The sequence below is a fragment of the Buttiauxella ferragutiae genome, assembly GCF_022637515.1.
GTDB classification, from domain to species: domain Bacteria; phylum Pseudomonadota; class Gammaproteobacteria; order Enterobacterales; family Enterobacteriaceae; genus Buttiauxella; species Buttiauxella ferragutiae.
Genome location: NZ_CP093332.1, coordinates 413,345 through 437,153 on the forward strand (window position 1 = coordinate 413,345; position 23,809 = coordinate 437,153).

General features: G+C 48.9%; 41 protein-coding genes and 1 pseudogene. 36 read left to right on the forward strand and 6 right to left on the reverse strand.

The features are described 5' to 3' along the window. Positions 1–16: 16 nt before the first annotated feature. The 30 genes and pseudogenes from rplC (at position 17) to MNO13_RS01970 (ending at position 14,557) form a co-directional block, all read left to right on the forward strand. Positions 17–646, forward strand: coding sequence for a 50S ribosomal protein L3 (gene rplC, locus MNO13_RS01825; protein ID WP_034461783.1), 630 nt, complete (start codon positions 17–19; stop codon positions 644–646). Between the two features lie 10 nt (positions 647–656). Further along, the gene (gene rplD, locus MNO13_RS01830; RefSeq protein ID WP_034461782.1) at positions 657–1,262 is read left to right on the forward strand and encodes a 50S ribosomal protein L4; all 606 of its coding nucleotides are present in this window, start codon (positions 657–659) and stop codon (positions 1,260–1,262) included. Further along, positions 1,259–1,561 carry a 50S ribosomal protein L23 gene (rplW, locus tag MNO13_RS01835; RefSeq protein WP_034499029.1) on the forward strand — a complete coding sequence of 101 codons (303 nt, stop codon included), beginning with the start codon at positions 1,259–1,261 and terminating at the stop codon, positions 1,559–1,561. Before rplD ends, rplW begins: the two co-directional genes overlap by 4 nt. Positions 1,562–1,578: 17 nt before the next feature. After that, complete coding sequence (gene rplB, locus MNO13_RS01840) at positions 1,579–2,400, forward strand: 50S ribosomal protein L2 (protein WP_034499027.1); 822 nt, start codon at positions 1,579–1,581, stop codon at positions 2,398–2,400. A gap of 16 nt (positions 2,401–2,416) precedes the next feature. Continuing rightward, positions 2,417–2,695: a 30S ribosomal protein S19 gene (rpsS, locus tag MNO13_RS01845; RefSeq protein WP_001138115.1), complete on the forward strand. Its 279-nt coding sequence runs from the start codon at positions 2,417–2,419 to the stop codon at positions 2,693–2,695. 13 nt (positions 2,696–2,708) lie between these two features. Further along, entirely contained in the window at positions 2,709–3,041 is a 333-nt protein-coding gene (gene rplV / locus MNO13_RS01850; protein ID WP_034461779.1) for a 50S ribosomal protein L22, read from the forward strand. A gap of 17 nt (positions 3,042–3,058) precedes the next feature. Continuing rightward, positions 3,059–3,760: a 30S ribosomal protein S3 gene (gene rpsC / locus MNO13_RS01855; RefSeq protein ID WP_000529945.1), complete on the forward strand. Its 702-nt coding sequence runs from the start codon at positions 3,059–3,061 to the stop codon at positions 3,758–3,760. Between the two features lie 11 nt (positions 3,761–3,771). Next, on the forward strand, positions 3,772–4,182 hold the full coding sequence (rplP, locus tag MNO13_RS01860) for a 50S ribosomal protein L16 (RefSeq protein ID WP_008927134.1): 411 nt from the start codon (positions 3,772–3,774) through the stop codon (positions 4,180–4,182). Beyond that, entirely contained in the window at positions 4,182–4,373 is a 192-nt protein-coding gene (rpmC, locus tag MNO13_RS01865; RefSeq protein ID WP_008457158.1) for a 50S ribosomal protein L29, read from the forward strand. The genes rplP and rpmC overlap by 1 nt, the downstream gene beginning before the upstream one ends. After that, positions 4,373–4,627 (forward strand): 30S ribosomal protein S17, encoded by a 255-nt coding sequence (gene rpsQ, locus MNO13_RS01870; protein WP_034499024.1) that lies wholly within the window; start codon positions 4,373–4,375, stop codon positions 4,625–4,627. Before rpmC ends, rpsQ begins: the two co-directional genes overlap by 1 nt. 166 nt (positions 4,628–4,793) lie before the next feature. Next, positions 4,794–5,165, forward strand: coding sequence for a 50S ribosomal protein L14 (rplN, locus tag MNO13_RS01875; protein ID WP_002438705.1), 372 nt, complete (start codon positions 4,794–4,796; stop codon positions 5,163–5,165). 10 nt (positions 5,166–5,175) lie between these two features. Further along, positions 5,176–5,490, forward strand: a complete 315-nt coding sequence (gene rplX, locus MNO13_RS01880) for a 50S ribosomal protein L24 (protein WP_034461774.1) — start codon at positions 5,176–5,178, stop codon at positions 5,488–5,490. A gap of 14 nt (positions 5,491–5,504) precedes the next feature. Beyond that, the gene (gene rplE / locus MNO13_RS01885; protein WP_034461772.1) at positions 5,505–6,044 is read left to right on the forward strand and encodes a 50S ribosomal protein L5; all 540 of its coding nucleotides are present in this window, start codon (positions 5,505–5,507) and stop codon (positions 6,042–6,044) included. Between the two features lie 13 nt (positions 6,045–6,057). After that, positions 6,058–6,363, forward strand: a complete 306-nt coding sequence (gene rpsN / locus MNO13_RS01890; RefSeq protein ID WP_034499021.1) for a 30S ribosomal protein S14 — start codon at positions 6,058–6,060, stop codon at positions 6,361–6,363. A gap of 30 nt (positions 6,364–6,393) precedes the next feature. Next, positions 6,394–6,786 (forward strand): 30S ribosomal protein S8, encoded by a 393-nt coding sequence (gene rpsH, locus MNO13_RS01895; RefSeq protein WP_034461770.1) that lies wholly within the window; start codon positions 6,394–6,396, stop codon positions 6,784–6,786. A gap of 13 nt (positions 6,787–6,799) precedes the next feature. Beyond that, positions 6,800–7,333, forward strand: coding sequence for a 50S ribosomal protein L6 (gene rplF, locus MNO13_RS01900; RefSeq protein WP_034461769.1), 534 nt, complete (start codon positions 6,800–6,802; stop codon positions 7,331–7,333). Between the two features lie 9 nt (positions 7,334–7,342). Beyond that, entirely contained in the window at positions 7,343–7,696 is a 354-nt protein-coding gene (gene rplR / locus MNO13_RS01905; protein ID WP_034461768.1) for a 50S ribosomal protein L18, read from the forward strand. Between the two features lie 14 nt (positions 7,697–7,710). Continuing rightward, positions 7,711–8,211, forward strand: coding sequence for a 30S ribosomal protein S5 (gene rpsE / locus MNO13_RS01910; protein WP_034461766.1), 501 nt, complete (start codon positions 7,711–7,713; stop codon positions 8,209–8,211). Positions 8,212–8,217: 6 nt separating this feature from the next. Further along, complete coding sequence (gene rpmD, locus MNO13_RS01915) at positions 8,218–8,397, forward strand: 50S ribosomal protein L30 (protein ID WP_004846568.1); 180 nt, start codon at positions 8,218–8,220, stop codon at positions 8,395–8,397. Between the two features lie 3 nt (positions 8,398–8,400). Beyond that, positions 8,401–8,835, forward strand: coding sequence for a 50S ribosomal protein L15 (rplO, locus tag MNO13_RS01920; RefSeq protein ID WP_034461765.1), 435 nt, complete (start codon positions 8,401–8,403; stop codon positions 8,833–8,835). Between the two features lie 7 nt (positions 8,836–8,842). Continuing rightward, a complete protein-coding gene (gene secY / locus MNO13_RS01925; RefSeq protein ID WP_034499015.1) occupies positions 8,843–10,174 on the forward strand; it encodes a preprotein translocase subunit SecY in 1,332 nt (443 codons plus the stop codon). 30 nt (positions 10,175–10,204) lie between these two features. Further along, positions 10,205–10,321 carry a 50S ribosomal protein L36 gene (rpmJ, locus tag MNO13_RS01930; RefSeq protein ID WP_000868187.1) on the forward strand — a complete coding sequence of 39 codons (117 nt, stop codon included), beginning with the start codon at positions 10,205–10,207 and terminating at the stop codon, positions 10,319–10,321. 146 nt (positions 10,322–10,467) lie between these two features. Beyond that, positions 10,468–10,824, forward strand: coding sequence for a 30S ribosomal protein S13 (gene rpsM, locus MNO13_RS01935; RefSeq protein ID WP_034461763.1), 357 nt, complete (start codon positions 10,468–10,470; stop codon positions 10,822–10,824). Between the two features lie 16 nt (positions 10,825–10,840). Next, positions 10,841–11,230, forward strand: coding sequence for a 30S ribosomal protein S11 (gene rpsK / locus MNO13_RS01940; RefSeq protein WP_002438687.1), 390 nt, complete (start codon positions 10,841–10,843; stop codon positions 11,228–11,230). A gap of 31 nt (positions 11,231–11,261) precedes the next feature. Next, the gene (gene rpsD, locus MNO13_RS01945) at positions 11,262–11,882 is read left to right on the forward strand and encodes a 30S ribosomal protein S4 (RefSeq protein WP_034461762.1); all 621 of its coding nucleotides are present in this window, start codon (positions 11,262–11,264) and stop codon (positions 11,880–11,882) included. Positions 11,883–11,907: 25 nt separating this feature from the next. Then, complete coding sequence (locus MNO13_RS01950; protein WP_034461761.1) at positions 11,908–12,897, forward strand: DNA-directed RNA polymerase subunit alpha; 990 nt, start codon at positions 11,908–11,910, stop codon at positions 12,895–12,897. Positions 12,898–12,937: 40 nt separating this feature from the next. Beyond that, positions 12,938–13,324: a 50S ribosomal protein L17 gene (gene rplQ / locus MNO13_RS01955; protein WP_034461760.1), complete on the forward strand. Its 387-nt coding sequence runs from the start codon at positions 12,938–12,940 to the stop codon at positions 13,322–13,324. Positions 13,325–13,438: 114 nt separating this feature from the next. Continuing rightward, positions 13,439–13,805: pseudogene (locus tag MNO13_RS01960) on the forward strand (DnaJ family domain-containing protein). A 6-nt stretch (positions 13,806–13,811) separates the two neighbouring features. Next, complete coding sequence (gene zntR / locus MNO13_RS01965; protein ID WP_064543007.1) at positions 13,812–14,231, forward strand: Zn(2+)-responsive transcriptional regulator; 420 nt, start codon at positions 13,812–13,814, stop codon at positions 14,229–14,231. Positions 14,232–14,293: 62 nt separating this feature from the next. Further along, the gene (locus MNO13_RS01970; RefSeq protein ID WP_237931890.1) at positions 14,294–14,557 is read left to right on the forward strand and encodes an alternative ribosome-rescue factor A; all 264 of its coding nucleotides are present in this window, start codon (positions 14,294–14,296) and stop codon (positions 14,555–14,557) included. On the opposite strand, the gene mscL is transcribed toward MNO13_RS01970, so the two are convergent. The 5 genes from mscL to def all read right to left on the reverse strand — a co-directional run bounded on the left by mscL (position 14,511) and on the right by def (position 19,354). Continuing rightward, positions 14,511–14,924, reverse strand: a complete 414-nt coding sequence (mscL, locus tag MNO13_RS01975; protein WP_241939476.1) for a large-conductance mechanosensitive channel protein MscL — start codon at positions 14,922–14,924, stop codon at positions 14,511–14,513. The two genes, MNO13_RS01970 and mscL, sit on opposite strands and share 47 nt — an antisense overlap. A gap of 160 nt (positions 14,925–15,084) precedes the next feature. Continuing rightward, on the reverse strand, positions 15,085–16,461 hold the full coding sequence (gene trkA, locus MNO13_RS01980; protein WP_064542983.1) for a Trk system potassium transporter TrkA: 1,377 nt from the start codon (positions 16,459–16,461) through the stop codon (positions 15,085–15,087). Between the two features lie 48 nt (positions 16,462–16,509). Beyond that, positions 16,510–17,799 carry a 16S rRNA (cytosine(967)-C(5))-methyltransferase RsmB gene (rsmB, locus tag MNO13_RS01985; RefSeq protein WP_121814780.1) on the reverse strand — a complete coding sequence of 430 codons (1,290 nt, stop codon included), beginning with the start codon at positions 17,797–17,799 and terminating at the stop codon, positions 16,510–16,512. Between the two features lie 76 nt (positions 17,800–17,875). Further along, positions 17,876–18,823: a methionyl-tRNA formyltransferase gene (fmt, locus tag MNO13_RS01990; protein WP_133522084.1), complete on the reverse strand. Its 948-nt coding sequence runs from the start codon at positions 18,821–18,823 to the stop codon at positions 17,876–17,878. Positions 18,824–18,844: 21 nt separating this feature from the next. Then, positions 18,845–19,354, reverse strand: coding sequence for a peptide deformylase (gene def, locus MNO13_RS01995; protein ID WP_064542990.1), 510 nt, complete (start codon positions 19,352–19,354; stop codon positions 18,845–18,847). Positions 19,355–19,482: 128 nt separating this feature from the next. On the opposite strand from def, the gene dprA reads away from it, so the two are divergent. From dprA to MNO13_RS02025, 6 genes are read left to right on the forward strand one after another with little or no spacing between them, the layout of a single operon-like run. Beyond that, a complete protein-coding gene (dprA, locus tag MNO13_RS02000) occupies positions 19,483–20,607 on the forward strand; it encodes a DNA-protecting protein DprA (protein ID WP_064542992.1) in 1,125 nt (374 codons plus the stop codon). Next, positions 20,579–21,052, forward strand: a complete 474-nt coding sequence (smg, locus tag MNO13_RS02005) for a DUF494 family protein Smg (RefSeq protein ID WP_064542994.1) — start codon at positions 20,579–20,581, stop codon at positions 21,050–21,052. Before dprA ends, smg begins: the two co-directional genes overlap by 29 nt. A gap of 24 nt (positions 21,053–21,076) precedes the next feature. Beyond that, complete coding sequence (locus tag MNO13_RS02010; protein WP_064542996.1) at positions 21,077–21,619, forward strand: DNA topoisomerase family protein; 543 nt, start codon at positions 21,077–21,079, stop codon at positions 21,617–21,619. 6 nt (positions 21,620–21,625) lie between these two features. Then, entirely contained in the window at positions 21,626–22,198 is a 573-nt protein-coding gene (gene tsaC / locus MNO13_RS02015) for an L-threonylcarbamoyladenylate synthase type 1 TsaC (protein WP_064542999.1), read from the forward strand. Positions 22,199–22,201: 3 nt separating this feature from the next. Beyond that, on the forward strand, positions 22,202–23,020 hold the full coding sequence (gene aroE, locus MNO13_RS02020; protein WP_241939477.1) for a shikimate dehydrogenase: 819 nt from the start codon (positions 22,202–22,204) through the stop codon (positions 23,018–23,020). After that, a complete protein-coding gene (locus tag MNO13_RS02025; RefSeq protein WP_241939478.1) occupies positions 23,017–23,274 on the forward strand; it encodes a DUF1488 family protein in 258 nt (85 codons plus the stop codon). Before aroE ends, MNO13_RS02025 begins: the two co-directional genes overlap by 4 nt. On the opposite strand, the gene MNO13_RS02030 is transcribed toward MNO13_RS02025, so the two are convergent. Next, entirely contained in the window at positions 23,250–23,804 is a 555-nt protein-coding gene (locus tag MNO13_RS02030) for a gamma carbonic anhydrase family protein (RefSeq protein WP_241939479.1), read from the reverse strand. The two genes, MNO13_RS02025 and MNO13_RS02030, sit on opposite strands and share 25 nt — an antisense overlap. Positions 23,805–23,809 lie beyond the last annotated feature (5 nt).

Sequence of the window (23,809 nt, forward strand, 5' to 3'; positions counted from 1 at the left end):
TTGAGAGGTTGAAACAATGATTGGTTTAGTCGGTAAAAAAGTGGGTATGACCCGTATCTTCACAGAAGACGGCGTTTCTATCCCAGTAACCGTGATCGAAGTAGAAGCAAACCGTGTTACTCAGGTTAAAGACCTGGCTAACGACGGCTACCGTGCTGTTCAAGTTACCACTGGCGCTAAAAAAGCTAGCCGTGTAACTAAGCCGGAAGCTGGTCACTTCGCTAAAGCTGGCGTAGAAGCTGGCCGTGGCCTTTGGGAATTCCGTCTTGCAGAAGGCGAAGAGTTCACTGTAGGTCAAGACATTAGCGTTGAGCTGTTTGCTGAAGTTAAAAAAGTTGACGTAACTGGCACCTCTAAAGGTAAAGGTTTCGCAGGTACCGTTAAGCGCTGGAACTTCCGTACCCAGGACGCTACACACGGTAACTCCTTGTCTCACCGCGTTCCGGGTTCTATCGGTCAGAACCAGACTCCGGGCAAAGTGTTCAAAGGCAAGAAAATGGCAGGCCAACTGGGCAACGAACGTGTAACTGTTCAGAGCCTGGATGTAGTACGCGTTGACGCTGAGCGCAACCTGCTGCTGGTTAAGGGTGCAGTTCCGGGTGCAACCGGTAGCGACCTTATTGTTAAACCAGCTGTGAAGGCGTGAGGAGATAGCAATGGAATTAGTATTGAAAGACGCGCAAAGCGCGCTGACTGTTTCCGAAACTACCTTCGGTCGTGATTTCAACGAAGCGCTGGTACACCAGGTTGTAGTTGCTTATGCAGCTGGTGCCCGTCAAGGTACTCGTGCTCAGAAGACCCGTGCTGAAGTAACTGGTTCCGGTAAAAAGCCGTGGCGCCAGAAAGGTACCGGCCGTGCGCGTTCAGGTTCTATCAAGAGCCCGATCTGGCGTTCCGGTGGCGTAACCTTCGCTGCTCGCCCGCAGGACCACAGTCAAAAAGTTAACAAAAAGATGTACCGCGGAGCGCTGAAAAGCATTCTGTCCGAACTGGTACGTCAGGATCGTCTGATCGTTGTCGAACAGTTCTCTGTTGAAGCGCCTAAAACTAAGCTGCTTGCTCAGAAACTGAAAGACATGGCCCTGGAAGATGTGCTGATCGTAACTGGCGAACTGGATGAGAATCTGTTCCTGGCTGCGCGTAACCTGCATAAGGTTGACGTGCGCGACGCAGCAACAATCGATCCAGTTAGCCTGATCGCCTTCGACAAAGTCGTTATGACTGCTGATGCAGTTAAGCAAGTTGAGGAGATGCTGGCATGATCCGTGAAGAACGTCTGCTGAAAGTACTGCGCGCGCCGCACGTATCTGAAAAAGCATCTATGGCGATGGAAAAAACAAATACCATCGTTCTCAAAGTTGCAAAAGACGCGACCAAAGCAGAGATCGTTGCTGCTGTTGAGAAACTGTTCGAAGTTGAAGTTAAAGGCGTTAATACCTTGGTTGTTAAAGGTAAAACTAAGCGTCATGGACAGCGTATCGGTCGTCGTAGCGACTGGAAAAAAGCTTACGTCACCCTGAAGGAAGGCCAGAATCTGGACTTCGTCGGCGGCGCTGAGTAAGTCGGAGGAGAAAAACAATGGCAGTTGTTAAATGTAAACCGACATCTCCGGGTCGTCGCCACGTAGTTAAAGTGGTCAACCCTGAGCTGCATAAGGGCAAACCATTTGCTCCGCTGGTTGAAAAAAACAGCAAATCCGGTGGCCGTAACAACAATGGTCGTATCACTACTCGTCACATCGGTGGTGGTCACAAGCAGGCTTATCGTATTGTTGACTTTAAACGCAACAAAGACGGTATCCCGGCAATTGTTGAACGTCTTGAGTACGATCCGAACCGTTCTGCGAACATCGCACTGGTTCTGTACAAAGATGGCGAACGCCGTTACATCCTGGCCCCTAAAGGCCTGAAAGCTGGCGACCAGATTCAATCTGGCGTTGATGCTGCAATCAAAGCAGGTAACACCCTGCCGATGCGCAATATCCCGGTTGGTTCTACCGTTCATAACGTAGAAATGAAACCAGGTAAAGGCGGTCAGCTTGCACGTTCTGCTGGTACCTATGTGCAGATCGTTGCACGTGATGGTGCTTACGTTACCCTGCGTCTGCGTTCTGGTGAAATGCGTAAAGTCGAAGCTGACTGCCGTGCAACCATGGGCGAAGTCGGCAACTCTGAGCATATGCTCCGCGTTCTGGGTAAAGCAGGTGCTGCACGCTGGCGTGGTGTTCGTCCTACCGTTCGCGGTACTGCGATGAACCCAGTCGACCACCCACATGGTGGTGGTGAAGGTCGTAACTTTGGTAAGCACCCGGTAACTCCGTGGGGCGTTCAGACCAAAGGTAAGAAGACCCGCAGCAACAAGCGTACTGATAAATTCATCGTACGTCGCCGTAGCAAATAATTTTAGAGGATAAGCCATGCCACGTTCTCTCAAGAAAGGTCCTTTTATTGACCTGCACTTGCTGAAGAAGGTAGAGAAAGCGGTGGAAAGCGGTGACAAGAAGCCCCTGCGCACTTGGTCCCGTCGTTCAACGATCTTTCCTAACATGATCGGTTTGACCATCGCTGTCCATAATGGTCGTCAGCATGTTCCGGTATTTGTTTCCGACGAAATGGTCGGTCACAAACTGGGTGAATTTGCACCGACACGTACTTATCGCGGCCACGCTGCTGATAAAAAAGCCAAGAAGAAATAAGTAGGAGGAAGAGATGGAAACTTTAGCTCAACATCGCCACGCTCGTTCTTCTGCTCAAAAGGTTCGCCTTGTTGCAGACCTTATTCGCGGTAAGAAAGTGTCGCAGGCACTGGAAATTTTGACCTTCACCAACAAGAAAGCGGCTGTATTGGTCAAGAAAGTTCTGGAATCTGCCATTGCTAACGCTGAACACAACGATGGCGCTGACATTGACGATCTGAAAGTCGCGAAAATCTTCGTAGACGCAGGCCCAAGCATGAAGCGCATTATGCCGCGTGCAAAAGGTCGTGCAGATCGCATCCTGAAGCGCACCAGCCACATTACTGTGGTTGTGTCCGATCGCTGAGACTCTGGAGACTAGCAATGGGTCAGAAAGTACATCCTAATGGTATTCGCCTGGGTATTGTAAAACCTTGGAACTCTACTTGGTTTGCGAACACCAAAGAATTCGCTGACAACCTGGACAGCGATTTTAAAGTTCGTCAGTACCTGACTAAGGAACTGGCGAAGGCGTCTGTATCTCGTATCGTTATCGAGCGTCCAGCTAAGAGCATCCGTGTGACTATTCACACTGCTCGCCCTGGCATCGTAATCGGTAAGAAAGGCGAAGACGTAGAAAAACTGCGCAAGGTCGTAGCGGATATCGCTGGCGTTCCTGCACAGATCAATATCGCCGAAGTTCGTAAGCCTGAACTGGACGCAAAATTGGTTGCTGATAGCATCACTTCACAGCTGGAACGTCGTGTTATGTTCCGTCGTGCTATGAAGCGTGCTGTACAGAATGCCATGCGTCTGGGCGCTAAAGGTATCAAAGTTGAAGTTAGCGGCCGTCTGGGTGGCGCTGAGATCGCACGTACCGAATGGTATCGTGAAGGTCGCGTGCCATTGCACACACTGCGTGCTGACATTGACTACAACACCTCTGAAGCGCACACCACTTATGGTGTAATCGGCGTTAAAGTGTGGATCTTCAAAGGTGAGATCCTGGGTGGGATGGCTGCTGTTGAACAACCGGAAAAACCGGCTGCTCAACCTAAAAAGCAGCAGCGTAAAGGCCGTAAGTAAGGAGAGTCGCTGTGTTACAACCAAAGCGTACAAAATTCCGTAAAGTGCACAAAGGCCGCAACCGTGGTCTGGCTGCTGGTACGGATGTTAGCTTCGGCACTTTCGGTCTGAAAGCTGTTGGCCGTGGTCGTCTGACTGCACGTCAGATCGAAGCAGCACGTCGTGCAATGACCCGTGCAGTTAAGCGTCAGGGTAAGATCTGGATCCGTGTATTCCCGGACAAACCGATCACCGAAAAGCCGCTTGAAGTGCGTATGGGTAAAGGTAAAGGCAACGTAGAGTATTGGGTTGCCTTGATTCAGCCTGGCAAAGTCCTGTATGAAATGGACGGCGTACCAGAAGAGCTGGCCCGTGAAGCATTCAAGCTGGCAGCAGCGAAACTGCCGATTAAAACCACCTTTGTAACTAAGACGGTGATGTAATGAAAGCAAAAGAGCTGCGTGAAAAGAGTGTTGAAGAGCTGAACACCGAGCTGCTGAATTTGCTGCGTGAGCAGTTCAATCTGCGTATGCAAGCAGCAAGTGGCCAGCTGCAACAGACTCACCTGCTGAAGCAAGTGCGTCGTGATGTTGCACGTGTTAAGACTTTATTGACTCAGAAGGCGGGTGCGTAATGACCGATAAAATCCGTACTCTGCAAGGTCGCGTGATTAGCAACAAAATGGAGAAATCCATCGTTGTTGCTATCGAACGTGTGGTGAAACACCCGATTTACGGTAAATTCATCAAACGTACGACCAAACTGCACGTACATGACGAGAGCAATGAATGTGGTATCGGTGACGTGGTTGAAATCCGCGAATGCCGTCCACTGTCCAAGACTAAGTCCTGGACACTTGTTCGCGTTGTAGATAAAGCTGTTCTGTAATACAGTGAGCTTTGTCTAACGAATAAACGGCTCAGTAAATGAGCCGTTTATTTTTTCTACCCATATTCAGGAACCGGTGTTATAATGCCGCGCCCTCGTTTATGGGGCTTTTTAACGACCTAATTATGGGTCCCGAAGTAGTAGTTGACATTAGCGGAGCACTGAAATGATCCAAGAACAGACTATGCTGACCGTAGCCGACAACTCCGGCGCGCGTCGCGTAATGTGTATCAAGGTTCTGGGTGGCTCGCACCGTCGCTACGCAGGCGTCGGCGACATCATCAAAATTACCATCAAGGAAGCAATTCCTCGTGGTAAGGTGAAGAAAGGCGATGTCCTGAAAGCGGTAGTGGTGCGCACCAGGAAGGGTGTTCGTCGCCCGGACGGTTCTGTCATTCGCTTCGATGGTAATGCATGCGTTATTTTAAACAATAACAGCGAGCAACCAATCGGCACGCGTATTTTTGGGCCGGTAACTCGTGAACTGCGTAATGAAAAGTTCATGAAAATTATCTCTCTGGCACCAGAAGTACTCTAAGGAGCGAATCATGGCAGCTAAAATCCGTCGTGATGACGAAGTTATCGTGTTAACCGGTAAAGATAAAGGTAAGCGCGGTAAAGTTAAGAATGTCTTGTCTTCCGGCAAGCTTATTGTTGAAGGTATTAACCTGGTTAAGAAACATCAGAAGCCGGTTCCGGCCCTGAACCAACCAGGTGGCATCGTTGAAAAAGAAGCTGCTATTCAAGTTTCTAACGTTGCACTCTTCAATGCGGCAACCGGCAAGGCTGACCGTGTAGGCTTTAGATTCGAAGAGGGCAAAAAAGTCCGTTTCTTCAAATCTAATAGCGAAACTATCAAGTAATTTGGAGTAGTACGATGGCGAAACTGCATGATTACTACAAAGACGAAGTAGTTACAAAACTCATGACTGAGTTTAACTACAATTCTGTCATGCAAGTCCCTCGGGTCGAGAAGATCACCCTGAACATGGGTGTGGGTGAAGCGATCGCTGACAAGAAACTGCTGGATAACGCAGCAGCTGACTTGACAGCAATCTCCGGTCAAAAGCCGTTGATCACCAAAGCACGCAAATCAGTTGCAGGCTTCAAAATCCGTCAGGGCTATCCGATCGGCTGTAAAGTAACTCTGCGTGGCGAACGCATGTGGGAGTTTCTTGAGCGCCTGATCACCATTGCTGTACCACGTATCCGTGACTTCCGTGGCTTGTCCGCTAAGTCATTCGATGGCCGTGGTAACTACAGCATGGGTGTCCGTGAGCAGATCATCTTCCCAGAAATCGACTATGACAAAGTCGATCGCGTTCGTGGTTTGGATATTACCATTACCACTACTGCGAAATCTGATGATGAAGGCCGTGCTCTGCTGGCAGCCTTTAACTTCCCATTCCGTAAGTAAGGTAGGGTTACTAATGGCTAAGCAATCGATGAAAGCACGCGAAGTCGTTCGCGTGAAACTGGCCGACAAATACCGCGCTAAACGCGAGGAATTGAAAGCTATCATCTCTGGTGTGAACTCATCCGACGAAGATCGTTGGGATGCTGTTCTTAAGCTGCAGTCTCTGCCGCGTGATTCCAGCCCGTCCCGTCAGCGTAACCGCTGCCGCCAAACTGGTCGTCCGCATGGTTATGTGGGCAAATTCGGGTTGAGCCGTATCAAGCTTCGTGAAGCCGCTATGCGCGGTGAAGTACCTGGCTTGAAGAAGGCTAGCTGGTAATATCCAATTGAATCACGGGAGTAAAGACAGATGAGCATGCAAGATCCGATCGCGGATATGCTGACCCGTATCCGTAACGGTCAAGCCGCGAATAAAGTTGCGGTCACCATGCCTTCCTCCAAGCTGAAATTGGCAATTGCCAACGTGCTGAAAGAAGAAGGCTATATTGAAGATTTTAAAATCGAAGGCGACATCAAGCCTGAACTGGAACTGACTCTTAAGTATTTCCAGGGCAAGGCTGTGGTAGAGAGCATTCAGCGAGTCAGCCGCCCAGGTCTGCGCATCTATAAGAAAAAAGATGAGCTGCCTAAAGTTATGGCCGGTATGGGTATTGCTGTCGTTTCTACCTCTAAAGGTGTTATGACTGATCGTGCAGCGCGCCAAGCTGGTCTTGGTGGCGAAATTATCTGCTACGTAGCCTAATTGGAGGAATAAAATGTCTCGTGTTGCTAAAGCACCGGTCGTTATTCCTGCTGGCGTAGAGGTAAAACTCAACGGTCAGGTTATTTCGATCAAAGGTAAGAACGGCGAGCTGACTCGTACAATCAACGATGCTGTTGAAGTTAAACACGCTGATAATGCACTGACTTTCGCTCCACGCGAAGGTTTTGCTAACGCGTGGGCCCAAGCGGGTACCACTCGTGCGCTGTTAAATGCAATGGTTATCGGTGTTACCGAAGGCTTCACTAAGAAGCTGCAGCTGGTTGGTGTAGGTTATCGCGCAGCAGTTAAAGGCAATGCGGTGAGTTTGGCCCTGGGCTTCTCTCATCCTGTTGAACATGCTCTGCCAGCGGGAATCACTGCTGAATGTCCAACTCAAACTGAAATCGTGCTGAAAGGCGCTGATAAGCAGATGATTGGACAAGTGGCTGCTGATCTTCGCGCCTACCGTCGTCCTGAGCCTTATAAAGGCAAGGGTGTTCGTTACGCCGACGAAGTCGTGCGTACCAAAGAGGCTAAGAAGAAGTAAGGTAACACTATGGATAAGAAATCTGCTCGTATCCGTCGTGCGACCCGCGCACGTCACAAGCTCAAAGAACTGGGTGCGACTCGTCTGGTGATTCACCGCACGCCTCGTCATATTTATGCACAGGTTATCGCACCAAACGGTTCAGAAGTCCTGGTAGCTGCATCTACTGTAGAGAAAGCTATCGCTGAGCAACTGAAGTACACTGGAAATAAAGACGCCGCTACAGCTGTGGGTAAAGCTGTTGCAGAGCGCGCACTGGAAAAAGGTATTACGAAAGTATCCTTTGACCGTGCTGGTTTCCAATATCATGGTCGTGTCCAGGCACTGGCAGATGCTGCCCGTGATGCTGGCCTTCAGTTCTAAGGTAGAGGTGTAAGATGGCTCACATCGAAAAACAAGCTGGCGAACTGCAGGAAAAGCTGATCGCGGTAAATCGCGTATCTAAAACCGTTAAAGGTGGTCGTATTTTCTCCTTCACTGCTCTGACAGTGGTTGGCGATGGTAACGGTCGCATTGGTTTTGGTTACGGAAAAGCGCGTGAAGTTCCAGCAGCTATCCAGAAAGCGATGGAAAAAGCCCGTCGCAACATGATTAACGTCGCGCTGAACCACGGCACCCTGCAGCACCCTGTTAAAGGTGTGCACACAGGTTCTCGTGTGTTCATGCAGCCGGCTTCCCAGGGTACCGGTATTATTGCCGGTGGTGCAATGCGCGCCGTTCTGGAAGTCGCTGGAGTTCATAACGTTTTGGCTAAAGCATATGGTTCCACCAACCCGATTAACGTGGTTCGTGCAACTATTGATGGCCTGGCGAATATGAAGTCTCCGGAAATGGTCGCTGCCAAGCGTGGTAAATCCGTTGAAGAAATTCTGGGGTAATTGACCATGGCAAAGACTATTAAAATTACACAAACCCGCAGTGCAATCGGTCGTCTGCCGAAACACAAGGCAACGCTGCTTGGCCTGGGTCTGCGTCGTATTGGCCACACCGTAGAGCGCGAGGATACTCCTGCTGTACGTGGTATGGTCAACGCGGTTTCCTACATGGTTAAAGTTGAGGAGTAAGAGATGCGTTTAAATACTCTGTCTCCGGCCGAAGGGTCTAAGCACGCTTCCAAGCGTCTGGGTCGTGGTATCGGTTCTGGCCTCGGTAAAACCGGCGGTCGTGGTCACAAAGGTCAGAACTCTCGTTCTGGCGGTGGCGTACGTCGTGGTTTTGAAGGTGGTCAGATGCCGTTGTACCGTCGTCTGCCGAAGTTTGGTTTCACCTCTCGCAAAGCAATGATCACCGGTGAGATTCGTCTCTCTGATCTGGCGAAAGTTGAAGGCGACGTAGTTGACCTGAACACGCTGAAAGCAGCAAACATTATCGGTATTCAGATTGAATTCGCGAAAGTGATTCTGTCTGGCGAGGTTTCTCGTCCGGTAACTGTTCGCGGCCTGCGTGTCACTAAAGGCGCTCGTGCTGCTATCGAAGCTGCTGGCGGTAAAATCGAGGAATAAGTAGCAGATGGCAAAGCAACCGGGATTAGATTTTCAAAGTGCTAAAGGCGGGCTAGGTGAGCTGAAACGCAGACTGATGTTTGTTATCGGTGCGCTGATTGTTTTCCGCATTGGCTCTTTTATTCCGATCCCTGGTATTGATGCCGCTGTACTTGCCAAACTGCTTGAGCAACAGCGAGGCACTATCATTGAAATGTTTAACATGTTCTCTGGTGGTGCTCTCAGCCGTGCTTCTATCTTTGCATTGGGTATCATGCCGTATATTTCGGCATCGATTATTATCCAGCTGTTAACGGTGGTTCACCCAGCGTTAGCAGAGTTGAAGAAGGAAGGGGAATCTGGCCGTCGTAAGATTAGTCAGTACACCCGTTACGGAACTCTGGTGCTGGCAATATTCCAGTCGATCGGTATTGCTACCGGTTTACCGAATATGCCTGGTATGCAGGGCCTGGTGTTAAACCCAGGCTTTGCATTCTACTTCACCGCTGTTGTGAGTCTTGTCACGGGAACGATGTTCCTTATGTGGCTGGGCGAACAGATTACTGAGCGTGGTATCGGCAACGGTATCTCAATCATAATCTTCGCTGGTATTGTTGCGGGTTTGCCGCCGGCCGTTGGCCATACTATCGAGCAAGCAAGGCAAGGCGACCTGCACTTCCTTCTGTTGCTGTTGGTTGCAGTACTAGTATTCGCAGTGACCTTCTTCGTTGTTTTTGTTGAACGTGGTCAACGCCGCATTGTGGTAAACTACGCAAAACGTCAACAAGGTCGTCGTGTCTATGCTGCGCAGAGCACGCATTTACCGCTGAAAGTGAATATGGCTGGTGTTATTCCAGCAATCTTTGCTTCCAGTATTATTCTGTTCCCTGCAACGATTGCATCGTGGTTTGGGGGCGGAACCGGTTGGAACTGGCTGACTACAATTTCGCTGTATTTGCAGCCTGGGCAACCGCTTTATGTGTTACTCTATGCGTCTGCAATCATCTTCTTCTGTTTCTTCTATACGGCGTTGGTTTTCAACCCTCGTGAAACAGCAGATAACCTGAAGAAGTCCGGTGCATTTGTACCAGGAATTCGTCCGGGAGAACAAACGGCGAAGTATATTGATAAAGTAATGACCCGCCTGACCTTGGTTGGTGCGTTGTACATTACCTTTATCTGCCTAATCCCGGAGTTCATGCGTGACGCAATGAAAGTGCCTTTCTACTTCGGTGGAACCTCGCTGCTCATTGTTGTCGTGGTTATCATGGACTTTATGGCTCAAGTGCAAACTCTGATGATGTCTAGTCAGTACGAGTCTGCATTGAAGAAAGCGAATCTGAAAGGCTACGGCCGTTAATAGTCGCTTGAGAAGTTACGGAGAGTAAAAATGAAAGTTCGTGCTTCCGTCAAGAAATTATGTCGTAACTGCAAAATCGTTAAGCGTGACGGTGTTATTCGCGTGATTTGCAGCGCCGAACCGAAGCATAAACAGCGTCAAGGCTGATTATCTCGCATATTTTTCTTGCAAAGTTGGGTTGAGCTGGCTAGATTAGCCAGCCAATCTTTTGTATGTCTATGCGTTTCCATTTGAGTATCCTGAAAACGGGCTTTTCGGTATGGGACGCATAATCTAAATAGTAGGAGTGCATAGTGGCCCGTATAGCAGGCATTAACATTCCTGATCAAAAACATACCGTAATCGCGTTAACTTCGATTTACGGTGTCGGCAAGACTCGCTCAAAGGCAATTTGTGCCGCGGCGGGTATCGCTGAAGATGTTAAGATCAGAGAGCTGTCTGAAGAACAAATCGACACGCTGCGTGACGAAGTTGCCAAATTTGTCGTTGAAGGTGATCTGCGCCGTGAAGTGAGTATGAGCATCAAGCGTCTGATGGACCTTGGTTGCTATCGCGGTTTGCGTCATCGTCGTGGTCTGCCAGTGCGCGGTCAGCGTACGAAGACCAACGCACGTACCCGTAAGGGTCCGCGCAAACCGATCAAGAAATAATCGGGGTGATTGAATAATGGCAAAGGCACCAATTCGTGCACGTAAGCGTGTAAGAAAACAAGTCTCTGACGGCGTGGCTCATGTCCATGCTTCTTTCAACAACACTATCGTTACTATTACTGATCGTCAGGGTAACGCATTGGGTTGGGCAACTGCCGGTGGTTCCGGTTTCCGTGGTTCTCGCAAATCGACTCCGTTCGCAGCTCAGGTTGCAGCAGAGCGTTGCGCAGAAGCCGTGAAAGAATACGGTATCAAGAACCTGGAAGTTATGGTTAAGGGACCGGGTCCAGGCCGCGAATCTACCATTCGTGCTCTGAACGCCGCTGGTTTCCGCATCACTAATATTACTGATGTGACTCCGATCCCTCACAACGGTTGTCGTCCGCCGAAAAAACGTCGCGTATAACGCTCGTTTTTAGGAATGTTGGAGAAAGAAAATGGCAAGATATTTGGGTCCTAAGCTCAAGCTGAGCCGTCGCGAGGGCACAGACCTGTTCCTGAAGTCTGGTGTTCGCGCGATCGATACCAAGTGTAAAATTGAACAAGCTCCTGGCCAGCACGGTGCGCGTAAACCGCGTCTGTCTGACTATGGTGTGCAGTTGCGTGAAAAGCAAAAAGTTCGCCGCATGTTCGGTGTTCTGGAGCGTCAGTTCCGTAACTACTATAAAGAAGCAGCTCGTCTGAAAGGCAACACCGGTGAAAACCTGTTGGCTCTGCTGGAAGGTCGTCTTGACAACGTTGTTTACCGTATGGGCTTCGGTGCTACTCGTGCAGAATCACGTCAGCTCGTTAGCCACAAAGCAGTAATGGTAAATGGTCGCGTTGTTAACATCGCTTCTTATCAGGTAACTCCGAATGACGTAGTTAGCATCCGTGAGAAAGCCAAAAAGCAATCTCGCGTGAAGGCCGCTCTGGAGCTGGCTGAACAGCGTGAAAAGCCAACCTGGCTGGAAGTTGATGCTGCTAAGATGGAAGGTGTGTTCAAGCGTAAGCCTGAGCGTACTGATCTGTCTGCGGACATTAACGAACACCTGATCGTCGAGCTTTACTCCAAGTAAAGCTTAGTACCAAAGAGAGGACACAATGCAGGGTTCTGTGACAGAGTTTCTAAAACCGCGCCTGGTAGATATCGAGCAAGTGAGTTCGACGCACGCCAAGGTGACCCTTGAGCCTTTAGAGCGTGGCTTTGGCCATACTCTTGGTAATGCACTGCGCCGTATTCTGCTCTCATCGATGCCGGGTTGCGCGGTGACAGAGGTTGAGATTGATGGTGTACTACACGAGTACAGCACCAAAGAAGGCGTTCAGGAGGATATCCTGGAAATCCTGCTCAACCTGAAAGGGCTGGCGGTGAGAGTTCAAGGTAAAGATGATGTTATTCTTACTCTGAATAAGTCTGGCATTGGCCCTGTGACTGCAGCCGATATCACCCATGATGGTGATGTCGAAATCGTCAAGCCGCAGCATGTGATCTGCCACCTGACCGATGAGAACGCATCTATTAGTATGCGTATCAAAGTTCAGCGCGGTCGCGGTTACGTGCCGGCCTCTGCCCGAATTCATTCGGAAGAAGATGAGCGCCCAATCGGCCGTCTGCTGGTCGACGCCTGCTACAGCCCTGTAGAGCGAATTGCCTACAATGTTGAAGCTGCGCGTGTAGAACAGCGCACCGACCTGGATAAGCTGGTCATCGAAATGGAAACCAACGGCACAATCGATCCTGAAGAGGCGATTCGTCGTGCGGCAACCATTCTGGCTGAACAACTTGAAGCTTTCGTTGATTTACGTGATGTACGTCAGCCAGAAGTTAAAGAAGAGAAACCAGAATTCGATCCGATCCTGCTGCGCCCTGTTGACGATCTGGAATTGACTGTCCGCTCTGCTAACTGCCTTAAGGCAGAAGCTATCCACTATATCGGTGATCTGGTACAGCGTACCGAAGTTGAGCTGCTCAAAACGCCTAACTTGGGTAAAAAATCTCTTACTGAGATTAAAGATGTGCTGGCTTCCCGTGGTTTGTCTCTGGGCATGCGCCTGGAAAACTGGCCACCGGCAAGCATCGCTGACGAGTAACCGGATCACAGGTTAAGGTTTTACTGAGAAGGATAAGGTCATGCGCCATCGTAAGAGTGGTCGTCAACTGAACCGCAACAGCAGCCATCGCCAGGCTATGTTCCGCAATATGGCAGGTTCACTGGTTCGTCATGAGATCATCAAGACGACTCTGCCTAAAGCGAAAGAGCTGCGTCGCGTAGTTGAGCCGCTGATTACTCTTGCCAAGACTGATAGCGTTGCTAATCGTCGTCTGGCATTCGCCCGTACTCGTGATAACGAGATCGTGGCAAAACTGTTTAATGAACTGGGTCCGCGTTTTGCAGCCCGTACTGGTGGTTACACTCGTATTCTTAAGTGTGGCTTCCGTGCAGGTGACAATGCTCCGATGGCTTACATCGAGCTGGTTGATCGCGCCGAGTCTCAAACAGAAGCTGCTGCAGAGTAATCTGTAGTAACATGGAAAAACCGGGCTTGCCCGGTTTTTTTATATCTGTAGTTTCCCTTCATGCATCAATTCATCGTATCTTTATTTCATCTCTAACAAACGCCGACATAAGTTATGTGGTTAATCGACCAGTGGTCAGAACGTCATATTCTTGATGCGCAACGCAATGGGGAGTGACTCTCTACGGGGCTCCGGTGCTCCTCTTAAACTCGACGATGATTCATTTATTCCACCAGAGCTTCGAGTAGCCTGGCGTATTTTGAAAAACTCGGGTTGTTTACCTCCGGTACTCCAGCAACGAAAAGATGCCATTGAGCTAAATGAGCTTCTTCATTCAATTGATCGAGAAAATTCAGAGTACCTGGGTATAAGTAAGAAACTGGCATTACTTGAGTTAAAACTGCAACAGGCAGGTATGAGCACCGATTTTCTTCGCGGTGAATATGCCGACAAATTACTTCATAAAATTGATGAGGAATGAATGATCATGTTTCGCATTGGAGAGTTGGCCAGACTGGCGGATGTAACTCCTGACACCATACGTTACTATGAAAAACAGCAAATGATGGATCATGAAGTCAGAACTGAAGGTGGTTTTCGGCTTTATAGTGAAAGTGATTTGCAGCGTCTGAAGTTCATTCGTTACGCCAAGCAATTAGGTTTTACACTGGAAACTATCCGCGAGTTGTTGTCGATCCGAATTGATCCTGAACATCACACGTGTCAGGAGTCAAAGAGCATCGTGCAGTCGAGGCTTGTAGAAGTAGAGTCTAAAATAAAAGAACTTCAGCATATGCGACGATCGTTGCAGAGACTCAATGATGCTTGTTGTGGAAGTGCTCACAGCACTGCATATTGTTCAATTCTTGAGGCCCTTGAACAAGGTGCAAGTCGGAGAAAAGAATAAATTGCGATTCAGCAAATACGGGCATACACTTGCGCCGTTATTTTAAACAATCTGGAGTTTGTATGAGTAAATATCAGCATAAGAAAGGGGTCATCAAAGATAATGCCATTGAGGCTTTGTTACATGACCCGCTGTTTCGTCAGCGAGTTGAGCAGAATAAGAAAGGGAAGGGAAGCTATCAGCGTACTGTTAAGCATGGTAAAAAAGGTAACTGGGAGGCCAGTGGCAAACAAGCAAATTGCTTTTTTACCACTGGCCTTCCTCGTTTAATTAGCGCAATTAAACTCGCTCGTTCTGTTGTTTTAGCAGGTCGCGGATTTCGCTAAGTAATACTTCTTCTTTAGTTAGTGCCGCTGGCGCTGCAGGTTCTTCTATTTTTTTGCGGTTCAATTGATTCATTCCTTTGATTGCCAGGAAAATTGCGAAAGCAACAATCACGAAATCAAAGATATTTTGAATAAAGATACCGTAATGCATAACCACTGCTGGAATATCACCAGCCGGAGGTCGTAGAATTAAGGCGAATTGCTTAAAATCAACGCCCCCAATCAGCAATCCAAGTGGCGGCATAATAATATCCGCAACCAATGATGAAACAATTTTCCCGAATGCTGCCCCAATAATCACACCCACTGCCAAATCTACAACGTTCCCACGCATAGCAAATTCGCGGAATTCTTTTAACATGCTCATTTTTCTCTCCTTGTACTGGCTGACGTTAATAAGTTTAACAAATGATAACCCGATTGCCATTACATTATGGTAATAAGATTTTGATGCTAATTCCTTAATAACATGGTGGTTTTTAGAATTGTTGGAATAGCTTGGCGGAGAAATTCCCCGCCAAATAGTATTACAAGAAGAATGGGCTTGGTTGGAACAATCTTTCTACATCGCTGACAAATTTCTTATCTGTCAGGAACATAATTACATGGTCGCCTTGTTCAATACGCAAATTGTCATTAGCGATCATGACGTCATTACCACGTACAACTGCGCCAATAATTGTTCCCGGTGGAAGTTTTATTTCATCAATTGAACGACCGACAACTCGTGAAGTACTTTCATCACCATGAGCAACGGCTTCAATCGCTTCAGCTACACCTCGACGCAGAGAGGAAACACCGACGATATCGGCTTTACGCACGTGCCCGAGCAAAGCCGAAATGGTGGCTTGTTGTGGTGAAATAGCAATATCAATCACGCTACCTTGAACCAGGTCAACGTAGGCTTTGCGCTGGATAAGCACCATAACTTTCTTGGCACCCATACGCTTCGCTAGCATCGCGGACATAATATTTGCTTCATCGTCGTTAGTGACGGCAATAAACAAATCGACTTGTTCAATATGTTCTTCGGCTAATAATTCCTGATCTGAGGCATCACCATAGAAAACAATAGTGTTTTGCAACATTTCAGCCAGTTCGGCCGCGCGTTGCGAATCACGCTCAATGAGTTTAACGCTGTAGTCTTTTTCAAGACGTTGCGCGAGACCCGCCCCAATATTCCCTCCACCGACCAGCATGATACGTTTATAGGGTTTCTCGAGCCGTTGTAATTCACTCATTACCGCTCGAATATGCTGAGAAGCGGCAATGAAAAATACTTCGTCCCCGGCTTCAACAATAGTTGAACCTTGCGGACGAATTGGCCTGTCGTGTCGGAAAATAGCAGCAACGCGAGTTTCAATATGCGGCATATGCTCACGCATAGTAGAAAGTGCATTGCCCACTAACGGGCCGCCATAATAGGCTTTCACCACTGCAAGGCTAACTTTCCCCTCGGCAAAATTAACAACCTGTAGTGCACCAGGATACTCAATAAGGCGATAAATATTGTCGATAACTAGCTGTTCAGGTGCGATTAGGTGGTCAATTGGCACCGCTTCGGCGTTAAATAAGCGCTCGGCATCCCTCACATAATCTGGAGCACGGATACGCGCAATACGATTTGGAGTATTAAAAAGCGAATACGCTACCTGGCAGGCAATCATATTCGTTTCGTCCGAACTGGTTACTGCGACCAGCATATCGGCATCATCTGCGCCGGCTTCACGCAAAACGCGTGGATGCGAGCCATGCCCCTGCACAACGCGTAAATCAAACTTATCTTGCAAGCTGCGCAGACGATCTTGATTGGTATCAACAACAGTAATGTCGTTGTTTTCACCTACCAGGTTTTCTGCCAGTGTGCCGCCGACCTGGCCCGCACCGAGAATGATTATTTTCATTTTTTATAGCTTCATTGGTGATGAAACCTAAGACTCAGCAAACCTGAATCAGCTTTTAATTAGCTTAGCGTAAAAGAAGCCATCACCATCTTCCGGGGAAGGGAGATTCTGGATCCCTGGTTTTTCAGGCGTACCGGTTTCAACCAGTTGTGCTTCCGGATGCTGTGCCAGGAAAGCCGCTACCTGTTGCCAGTTTTCTTCTGGCAGGATAGAGCAGGTAGCATAAACCAGTGTGCCACCCGATTTTAGTCTTGGCCAAATAGCCTCAAGAATCTCTTTCTGCAACTCAGCTAATTCAGCAATGTCCCTGTCACGGCGCAACCACTTGATATCTGGATGGCGGCGAATAACACCGGTAGCTGAGCAAGGAGCATCAAGCAGAATACGGTCAAATTGTTGGTTGCCGCACCATTGTTCAGGAAATCGTCCATCACCAGATTTCACATCTGCTGTCATACCCAGGCGCTGAAGGTTTTCGTGTACACGTTTCAGACGTTGTTCATCAATGTCGACCGCCATCACATGCGCTTTAGGGGCTGCTTCCAAAATATGAGTCGTCTTGCCGCCAGGTGCTGCACATAAATCAAGGATCATCTCACCATTTTGCGGATCAAGTAGATCTACCGAACCTTGTGCTGAAGCATCCTGAACGGTAACCCACCCTTGTTCAAAACCAGGTAAGGTATGAACAGGTGCTGGCGTTTCCAGGCGTACCGCATCGCGATACTGAGGATGAATATGACCTTCCAGTTCGCTTTCAGCCAGTAACGCCATCCATTCTTCACGAGTATGGTGTTGGCGATTAACACGCAGCCACATTGGTGGGCGCTGATTATTCGCATCAACTATGGATTGCCATTGATTTGGATAGGCTTTTTTCAAACGTTGCAGTAGCCATGTTGGATGCAGGAAACGGCTCTCGTGTTTAGAGGCTTCTACCATCAGTTCTTCTTGCTGACGCTGGAACTGGCGCAGAACGCCATTAATTAAACCTTTGAGCGATTGGCGTTTAATTGCAACCGCACCTTCAACGGTTTCTGCAAGAGCGGCATGGGCAGGAATTCTGGTATAAAGCAGCTGATAAAAACCCACCATAATTAAATAGTGAATGGTGCGTTGCTTACCGGTCATTGGGCGGGACATCAACTTGCTGACCAGCCATTCGAGTTGCGGCAAAGTGCGCAATACACCAAAACAGAGCTCTTGAAGCAATGCTTTATCTTTATCAGAAACTTTGTGTTGCGCCGCAGGCAGCACATTACTGAGTGATTGACCTTTTTCCACAACTTGTTCAATCGTCTGTGCGGCCATACTGCGAAGATTTAGTGTTTTTTTCATAACCACGCTCTGGTTTTCCGGCGCTTAAAAACAAAAATGCCCAGGTGTTTGGCCTGGGCGCAAAGAATTTCTTTTATCAGGCGAGAAGTGCACCTGGCTTAAACCATTCGCTGCGAGAGTTCAGGAGATCCTGAGCAGTCATTGCTTTCTTTCCTGCTGGTTGAAGGGATTCCAGATTTAAAATCCCTTCGCCGGTTGCCACCTGAATACCCTGTTTATTGGTTTCAATGATGGTTCCAGGCGTTGCATCAGTGAGTTGATTGATTACTGATGCTTGCCAGATTTTGACTGGTTGGCCGTCAATTTCCAGCCAACTCATTGGCCATGGGTTAAAGGCGCGGATGCAACGCTCAAGTTGTGCAGCAGATAGCGACCAGTCGATACGAGCCTCTTCCTTGCTGAGTTTCTCAGCGTACGTGACCAATTCCTCGCTCTGAACTTCTGGTGTTGCAAGCCCTGTAGCCAGTTGGTTTAACGTTTCCAGTAACCCTTGTGGCCCAAGATTTGCCAGCTTATCGTAGAGTGTTGCGCTGGTATCAGTGGCTTCAATTGGGCAGGAGAGTTTCACCAGCATATCGCCAGTATCCAGACCCACGTCCATTTGCATAATGGTCACGCCAGTTTCGGCATCACCAGCCCATAACGACCGCTGGATAGGTGCCGCACCACGCCAGCGTGGCAGCAGCGAGCCATGAACATTAATACAGCCCAGGCGTGGCATATCCAGAACTGCTTTTGGCAGAATCAGGCCGTAAGCTACAACCACCATGACATCGGCGTTCAAGCTGGAAACCAGTTCCTGATTTTCGGCCGGACGCAAAGAGGCGGGTTGAAAAACGGGGATATTCTTTTCAGTCGCCAGTACTTTTACAGGGCTCGGCATCAGCTTTTTGCCACGCCCAGCGGGCCTGTCGGGTTGTGTAAATACGCCAACAACCTGGTGCTGAGAAGACAACAGCGCGTCAAGATGACGCGCTGCAAAGTCAGGGGTACCGGCGAAAATAATACGCAGTGAATCAGACACATTATTCCCTTTTGTGATGGATTAGGCGCTCTTATTCAGACGAGCCATTTTTTCCAGTTTCTGACGAATACGCTGACGTTTCAACGGTGAAAGGTAATCGACAAACAGTTTGCCAACCAGATGGTCCATTTCGTGCTGAATACAAATAGCAAGCAGGCCATCGGCTTCTAGTTCATACGGCTGACCTTCACGGTCCAGTGCACGGATTTTGACTCGTTCGGCACGAGGCACTAACGCACGTTGTTCTGGAATAGAGAGGCAACCCTCTTCGATGCCGGTTTCACCGCTTTTTTCCAGCAGCTCTGGATTGATTAAAACCAGGCGCTCGTCGCGGTTTTCAGAAACATCAATCACAATAATTCGTTGGTGGATATCCACCTGTGTTGCTGCAAGGCCAATACCTTCTTCAGCGTACATTGTCTCGAACATGTCATCGACAATCTGCTGAATCTCCGCATTCACCTCTTTGACCGGAGTCGCCACAGTGCGAAGGCGCTCGTCCGGGAAATGTAATACCTGCAAAACTGACATAAATATCCAGAGCTGTGTTCAATTGATAGAAAGATTATTACCTCTATTCTAGACATTTCCCGGCCTGATTGACAGCATCAGTGACCAATCGCAAGGATTGCTTTTATAGCTTATGGCAGGAGGATGAGATGCCACCAAAAGAGATCTGGTTACGTCTGATGGCGGTTCAAAGCCTGAGTGGCGATAAGCTATTAAAAATTGCCCATTTCTTGTTGAAGGAGCCTGAGTGTTCGGTTGTTTCTCTGACGAGAGCAGGCTTATCTACCCAGCAGATTTCTCATTTTCTGGAATTTAGTGGCAAAGAGCTGGAAGAGTCATTGGACTGGCTTGAAGTACCTGATCATCATCTTCTCACGGCCGACTGTGAGCATTATCCAGCTCAGTTGCGTGCAATAGATTGCTACCCTGCAGCTTTATTTGTCAGGGGGGATATTGAGCTTCTTTCCAGTAACCAACTTGCCGTAGTGGGTAATCGCAGTATTTCCCAATATGGCGAGCGGTGGTGCCGGATGTTTTGCGAACCATTAGCTACTGCCGGGTTAACGATAACCAGTGGTTTGGCTCTGGGTATTGACGCGGTGGCGCACCGCGCGGCAATAAACGTTCACGGGAAAACCATCGCGGTGTTGGGGAATGGGCTGGCTGGAATTTACCCCAGGCGCCATAAGCAATTGGCCGAACAGATAATTGCGGAAGGAGGGGCGATTATCTCTGAATTTCCCCTAACGACCTCTCCCTATCCAGGCAATTTTCCGCGCAGAAATCGCATCATCAGTGGGCTGAGTCGTGCGGTATTTGTTGTCGAAGCCAGTGAGCGCAGTGGATCGCTGGTCACGGCCCGTTATGCACTCGAGCAAGGCAGGGAACTGTTTGCGTTACCAGGCGCAGTGGGTAGTCCCGGCAGTGAAGGGCCACACTGGTTGATTAAGCAAGGCGCTACACTGGTAAGCCACCCGTCGGACATACTCGAGCACCTGGAAAACGAACTGCAATGGCTTCCTTCACCTCACAAAGCATTAATATATTCACACAATGAGGGGGATCGCACATTGCCATTTCCTGAGCTGTTGGCTAACGTAGGAGATGAGGTTACACCTGTTGACGTCGTCGCTGAACGTGCCGGCCAACCTGTGCCAGAGACGGTAGCCCAGCTACTCGAACTGGAGTTAGCAGGATGGATCGCAGCTGTACCCGGCGGCTATGTCCGATTGAGGAGGGCATGCCATGTTCGACGTACTAATGTACTTATTTGAAACCTACATCCACAACGAAGTGGAAATGCGAGTTGATCAAGATAAATTGACACGTGATCTCGCCGACGCCGGTTTTGATCATGAAGACATTTATAACGCTCTTGTATGGCTTGAAAAACTGGCGGACTATCAGGAAGGTCTGACTGAACCCATGCAACTGGCCGCTGACCCACTTTCAATGCGTATGTATACCGCAGATGAATGCCAGCGACTTGATGCAACTTGTCGGGGGTTTTTACTGTTCCTTGAACAGATTCAGGTGCTGAACCTCGAAACCCGTGAAATGGTCATTGAGCGAGTATTAGCATTAGACACCGCCGAGTTCGAGCTGGAAGATTTAAAGTGGGTGGTGCTGATGGTGCTGTTCAATATTCCGGGTTGCGAAAACGCTTACCAACAAATGGAAGAATTACTCTTCGAAGTAAATGAAGGTATGCTGCACTAAATTAAAGTCGCAGCATGAGATGTTATGACCAAATCAGCACTGTTCACTGTGCCTAAAAATGAACCCTGCCCTCAATGTGGGGCAGGGTTAGTCATTCGTTCCGGTAAACACGGCCCTTTTCTTGGCTGCTCCCATTATCCGGAATGCGATTATGTACGCCCGCTAAAAAGCCAGGCTGATGGCCACGTAGTTAAAGTGCTTGAAGGTCAGCTTTGCCCTGTATGCCAGAAAAATCTTGTGTTGCGGCAGGGGCGTTTTGGCATGTTTATCGGTTGTAGTGATTATCCAACGTGTGAACACTCGGAAGTCATCGACAAGCCTGATGAAACAGCAATCAGCTGCCCTCAATGCCAGCAAGGGAAATTAGTCCAGCGACGCTCTCGATTCGGCAAAACCTTTTGGTCGTGCGACTGCTATCCAACATGCCAGTTTGTTATAAATAGCAAACCGGTGGCTGGTGAATGCACTGCATGTCACTATCCTTTACTTATCGAAAAGAAAACGGCGCAGGGGCTAAAGCAATTCTGTGCCAGTAAACAATGTGGAAAGCCGGTAACGGCGGAATAAAAGCTTGTGAAGACAAACCTGCAATCAGAGCAACTCGTAGAGATCGTTGCCGCCCTAAAACAACAACAAGTCATCGCTTATCCAACCGAAGCTGTCTTTGGTGTCGGTTGTGATCCCGACAGCGAAGTGGCCGTCATGCGTTTGCTTGAACTAAAACATCGCCCCGTCGACAAAGGTCTGATTCTGATCGCTGCGAATTTCGAGCAGCTTCTTCCTTATATAGATAGTGCAACCCTGACTCAAATGCAGCGAGATGCAGTATTTTCCTGTTGGCCGGGGCCTGTGACCTTTGTCTTTCCTGCACTGCCATCCACACCGCGCTGGCTAACAGGCCGATTTGAGTCTTTAGCGGTGAGGGTGACTGACCACCCATTGGTTCGTGAGCTGTGTTTGGCTTATGGCAAACCTTTGGTGTCTACCAGTGCCAATCTGTCCGGGCTGCCGCCTTGCCGTACTGCCGATGAAGTCTTGCTGCAATTTGGCGATGATTTCCCGGTGCTACGTGGCGATACCGGTGGCAGACAGAATCCTTCTGAAATCCGTGACGCTTTGACCGGCGAACTTTTCCGCCAGGGGTAAATAATGGAAACCTTCGCCGTTTTTGGTAATCCCATTCAGCACAGCAAATCTCCGCAAATTCATCAGATGTTTGCTGAGCAATTACAAATTGAGCATCCCTATGGCCGCGTGCTTGCGCCTGTTGATGCTTTTATTGAAACACTTGAGCACTTTTTCCTGGCGGGCGGTAAAGGAATCAACATTACGGTCCCTTTCAAAGAGCAGGCATTCGCCCGGGCCGATGAGCTAACAGAACGCGCTGCGTTAGCTGGCGCGGTAAATACCCTCAAGCGCCTGGAAGATGGTCGTCTGTTAGGCGATAACACCGATGGGATTGGGTTATTAACCGATCTCGAACGCTTATCGCTTATAGAACCGGGCCGACGTGTTTTGCTGCTTGGCGCTGGTGGCGCGGCAAGAGGCGTACTATTGCCGCTGCTCTCGCTTGATTGCGCAGTGACGATCACCAATCGCACCTTTTCACGGGCCCAGGAACTCGCACAATTGTTTAACCATATGGGCAGCATCCAGTCTTTAGAACAATCTGAACTGGAGGGGCATCAATTTGATCTCATCCTTAATGCGACTTCCAGTGGTATTGCCGGTGACATTCCTGCTATTCCAGCATCGTTGCTTTCGCACAATGTTCATTGCTACGACATGTTCTACCAAAAGGGCGAAACCCCCTTCTTGCATTGGTGTAAACAGCACGGCGTTCAACATTATGCAGATGGTTTGGGGATGCTGGTGGGGCAGGCTGCGCATGCCTTTTTCTTGTGGCACGGTGTGTTACCTGAAATCGCCCCAGTTATAGAGAAGCTAAAGCAGGAAATGGCGCAGTGAACCAGGCGATCCAATTTCCCGACCGTGAACAATGGGACGATCAACTTCAGGCGATCTGTTTCCCTGCATTAGTAAATGGTTTTCAGGTGATGTGTGCGATTACCGGGGAAATTATCGCCAGCCGTTATGGTAGCGATAATAAAGAATCATGGCTCGAGCTTTTTCGTCTTAACCGTTGGGACCTGGAAGACGAAGCTGAGGAGTTGATTGTTGCTGGTGAAGATGACAATCAAGGCTGCGTCTGGCTTTCCTGAGCAAGGTACTCATCTTTCCAGCGAACGTAGTTATTGGCTGAGTATTTTAAGCCTTCGAGTTCTTCAGATTTTAAAGGACGGATCTGTTTTACCGGGCTGCCCAAGTAGAGGTAACCACTTTCAAGACGCTTATTCTGCGGTACCAAACTTCCCGCACCGATCATGACATCATCTTCTATTACTACACCATCAAGCAAAATCGATCCCATCCCCACAAGCACGCGGTTTCCGATCGTGCAGCCGTGCAGCATAACCTTATGCCCAACAGTCACATCTTCCCCAACAACAAGCGGATTACCTTCCGGGTTATAAGAAGACTTATGCGTGACATGTAACACACTACCGTCTTGAATATTGCTACGTGCGCCAATAGCCACATAGTTTACGTCGCCGCGAATAGCGACTAATGGCCAAATGCTCACATCATCGGCAAGGCGCACATCACCAATGACAACACTTGAGCTATCAAGCATCACGCGCTGGCCTATTTCAGGATAAGTTTTTTGGAAAGGTCGTAATACTGCGGACATAAATA

Excerpts from the sequence above, each read along its gene's own strand:
- rplC (WP_034461783.1), top strand. The coding sequence starts at position 17 with ATGATTGGTTTAGTCGGTAAAAAAGTGGGTATGACCCGTATCTTCACA.
- rplD (WP_034461782.1), top strand. The coding sequence starts at position 657 with ATGGAATTAGTATTGAAAGACGCGCAAAGCGCGCTGACTGTTTCCGAA.
- rplW (WP_034499029.1), top strand. The coding sequence starts at position 1,259 with ATGATCCGTGAAGAACGTCTGCTGAAAGTACTGCGCGCGCCGCACGTA.
- rplB (WP_034499027.1), top strand. The coding sequence starts at position 1,579 with ATGGCAGTTGTTAAATGTAAACCGACATCTCCGGGTCGTCGCCACGTA.
- rpsS (WP_001138115.1), top strand. The coding sequence starts at position 2,417 with ATGCCACGTTCTCTCAAGAAAGGTCCTTTTATTGACCTGCACTTGCTG.
- rplV (WP_034461779.1), top strand. The coding sequence starts at position 2,709 with ATGGAAACTTTAGCTCAACATCGCCACGCTCGTTCTTCTGCTCAAAAG.
- rpsC (WP_000529945.1), top strand. The coding sequence starts at position 3,059 with ATGGGTCAGAAAGTACATCCTAATGGTATTCGCCTGGGTATTGTAAAA.
- rpmC (WP_008457158.1), top strand. The coding sequence starts at position 4,182 with ATGAAAGCAAAAGAGCTGCGTGAAAAGAGTGTTGAAGAGCTGAACACC.
- rpsQ (WP_034499024.1), top strand. The coding sequence starts at position 4,373 with ATGACCGATAAAATCCGTACTCTGCAAGGTCGCGTGATTAGCAACAAA.
- rplN (WP_002438705.1), top strand. The coding sequence starts at position 4,794 with ATGATCCAAGAACAGACTATGCTGACCGTAGCCGACAACTCCGGCGCG.
- rplX (WP_034461774.1), top strand. The coding sequence starts at position 5,176 with ATGGCAGCTAAAATCCGTCGTGATGACGAAGTTATCGTGTTAACCGGT.
- rplE (WP_034461772.1), top strand. The coding sequence starts at position 5,505 with ATGGCGAAACTGCATGATTACTACAAAGACGAAGTAGTTACAAAACTC.
- rpsN (WP_034499021.1), top strand. The coding sequence starts at position 6,058 with ATGGCTAAGCAATCGATGAAAGCACGCGAAGTCGTTCGCGTGAAACTG.
- rpsH (WP_034461770.1), top strand. The coding sequence starts at position 6,394 with ATGAGCATGCAAGATCCGATCGCGGATATGCTGACCCGTATCCGTAAC.
- rplF (WP_034461769.1), top strand. The coding sequence starts at position 6,800 with ATGTCTCGTGTTGCTAAAGCACCGGTCGTTATTCCTGCTGGCGTAGAG.
- rplR (WP_034461768.1), top strand. The coding sequence starts at position 7,343 with ATGGATAAGAAATCTGCTCGTATCCGTCGTGCGACCCGCGCACGTCAC.
- rpsE (WP_034461766.1), top strand. The coding sequence starts at position 7,711 with ATGGCTCACATCGAAAAACAAGCTGGCGAACTGCAGGAAAAGCTGATC.
- rpmD (WP_004846568.1), top strand. The coding sequence starts at position 8,218 with ATGGCAAAGACTATTAAAATTACACAAACCCGCAGTGCAATCGGTCGT.
- rplO (WP_034461765.1), top strand. The coding sequence starts at position 8,401 with ATGCGTTTAAATACTCTGTCTCCGGCCGAAGGGTCTAAGCACGCTTCC.
- secY (WP_034499015.1), top strand. The coding sequence starts at position 8,843 with ATGGCAAAGCAACCGGGATTAGATTTTCAAAGTGCTAAAGGCGGGCTA.
- rpmJ (WP_000868187.1), top strand. The coding sequence starts at position 10,205 with ATGAAAGTTCGTGCTTCCGTCAAGAAATTATGTCGTAACTGCAAAATC.
- rpsK (WP_002438687.1), top strand. The coding sequence starts at position 10,841 with ATGGCAAAGGCACCAATTCGTGCACGTAAGCGTGTAAGAAAACAAGTC.
- rpsD (WP_034461762.1), top strand. The coding sequence starts at position 11,262 with ATGGCAAGATATTTGGGTCCTAAGCTCAAGCTGAGCCGTCGCGAGGGC.
- MNO13_RS01950 (WP_034461761.1), top strand. The coding sequence starts at position 11,908 with ATGCAGGGTTCTGTGACAGAGTTTCTAAAACCGCGCCTGGTAGATATC.
- rplQ (WP_034461760.1), top strand. The coding sequence starts at position 12,938 with ATGCGCCATCGTAAGAGTGGTCGTCAACTGAACCGCAACAGCAGCCAT.
- zntR (WP_064543007.1), top strand. The coding sequence starts at position 13,812 with ATGTTTCGCATTGGAGAGTTGGCCAGACTGGCGGATGTAACTCCTGAC.
- MNO13_RS01970 (WP_237931890.1), top strand. The coding sequence starts at position 14,294 with ATGAGTAAATATCAGCATAAGAAAGGGGTCATCAAAGATAATGCCATT.
- mscL (WP_241939476.1), bottom strand. The coding sequence starts at position 14,924 with ATGAGCATGTTAAAAGAATTCCGCGAATTTGCTATGCGTGGGAACGTT.
- trkA (WP_064542983.1), bottom strand. The coding sequence starts at position 16,461 with ATGAAAATAATCATTCTCGGTGCGGGCCAGGTCGGCGGCACACTGGCA.
- rsmB (WP_121814780.1), bottom strand. The coding sequence starts at position 17,799 with ATGAAAAAAACACTAAATCTTCGCAGTATGGCCGCACAGACGATTGAA.
- def (WP_064542990.1), bottom strand. The coding sequence starts at position 19,354 with ATGTCAGTTTTGCAGGTATTACATTTCCCGGACGAGCGCCTTCGCACT.
- dprA (WP_064542992.1), top strand. The coding sequence starts at position 19,483 with ATGCCACCAAAAGAGATCTGGTTACGTCTGATGGCGGTTCAAAGCCTG.
- smg (WP_064542994.1), top strand. The coding sequence starts at position 20,579 with ATGTTCGACGTACTAATGTACTTATTTGAAACCTACATCCACAACGAA.
- MNO13_RS02010 (WP_064542996.1), top strand. The coding sequence starts at position 21,077 with ATGACCAAATCAGCACTGTTCACTGTGCCTAAAAATGAACCCTGCCCT.
- aroE (WP_241939477.1), top strand. The coding sequence starts at position 22,202 with ATGGAAACCTTCGCCGTTTTTGGTAATCCCATTCAGCACAGCAAATCT.
- MNO13_RS02030 (WP_241939479.1), bottom strand. The coding sequence starts at position 23,804 with ATGTCCGCAGTATTACGACCTTTCCAAAAAACTTATCCTGAAATAGGC.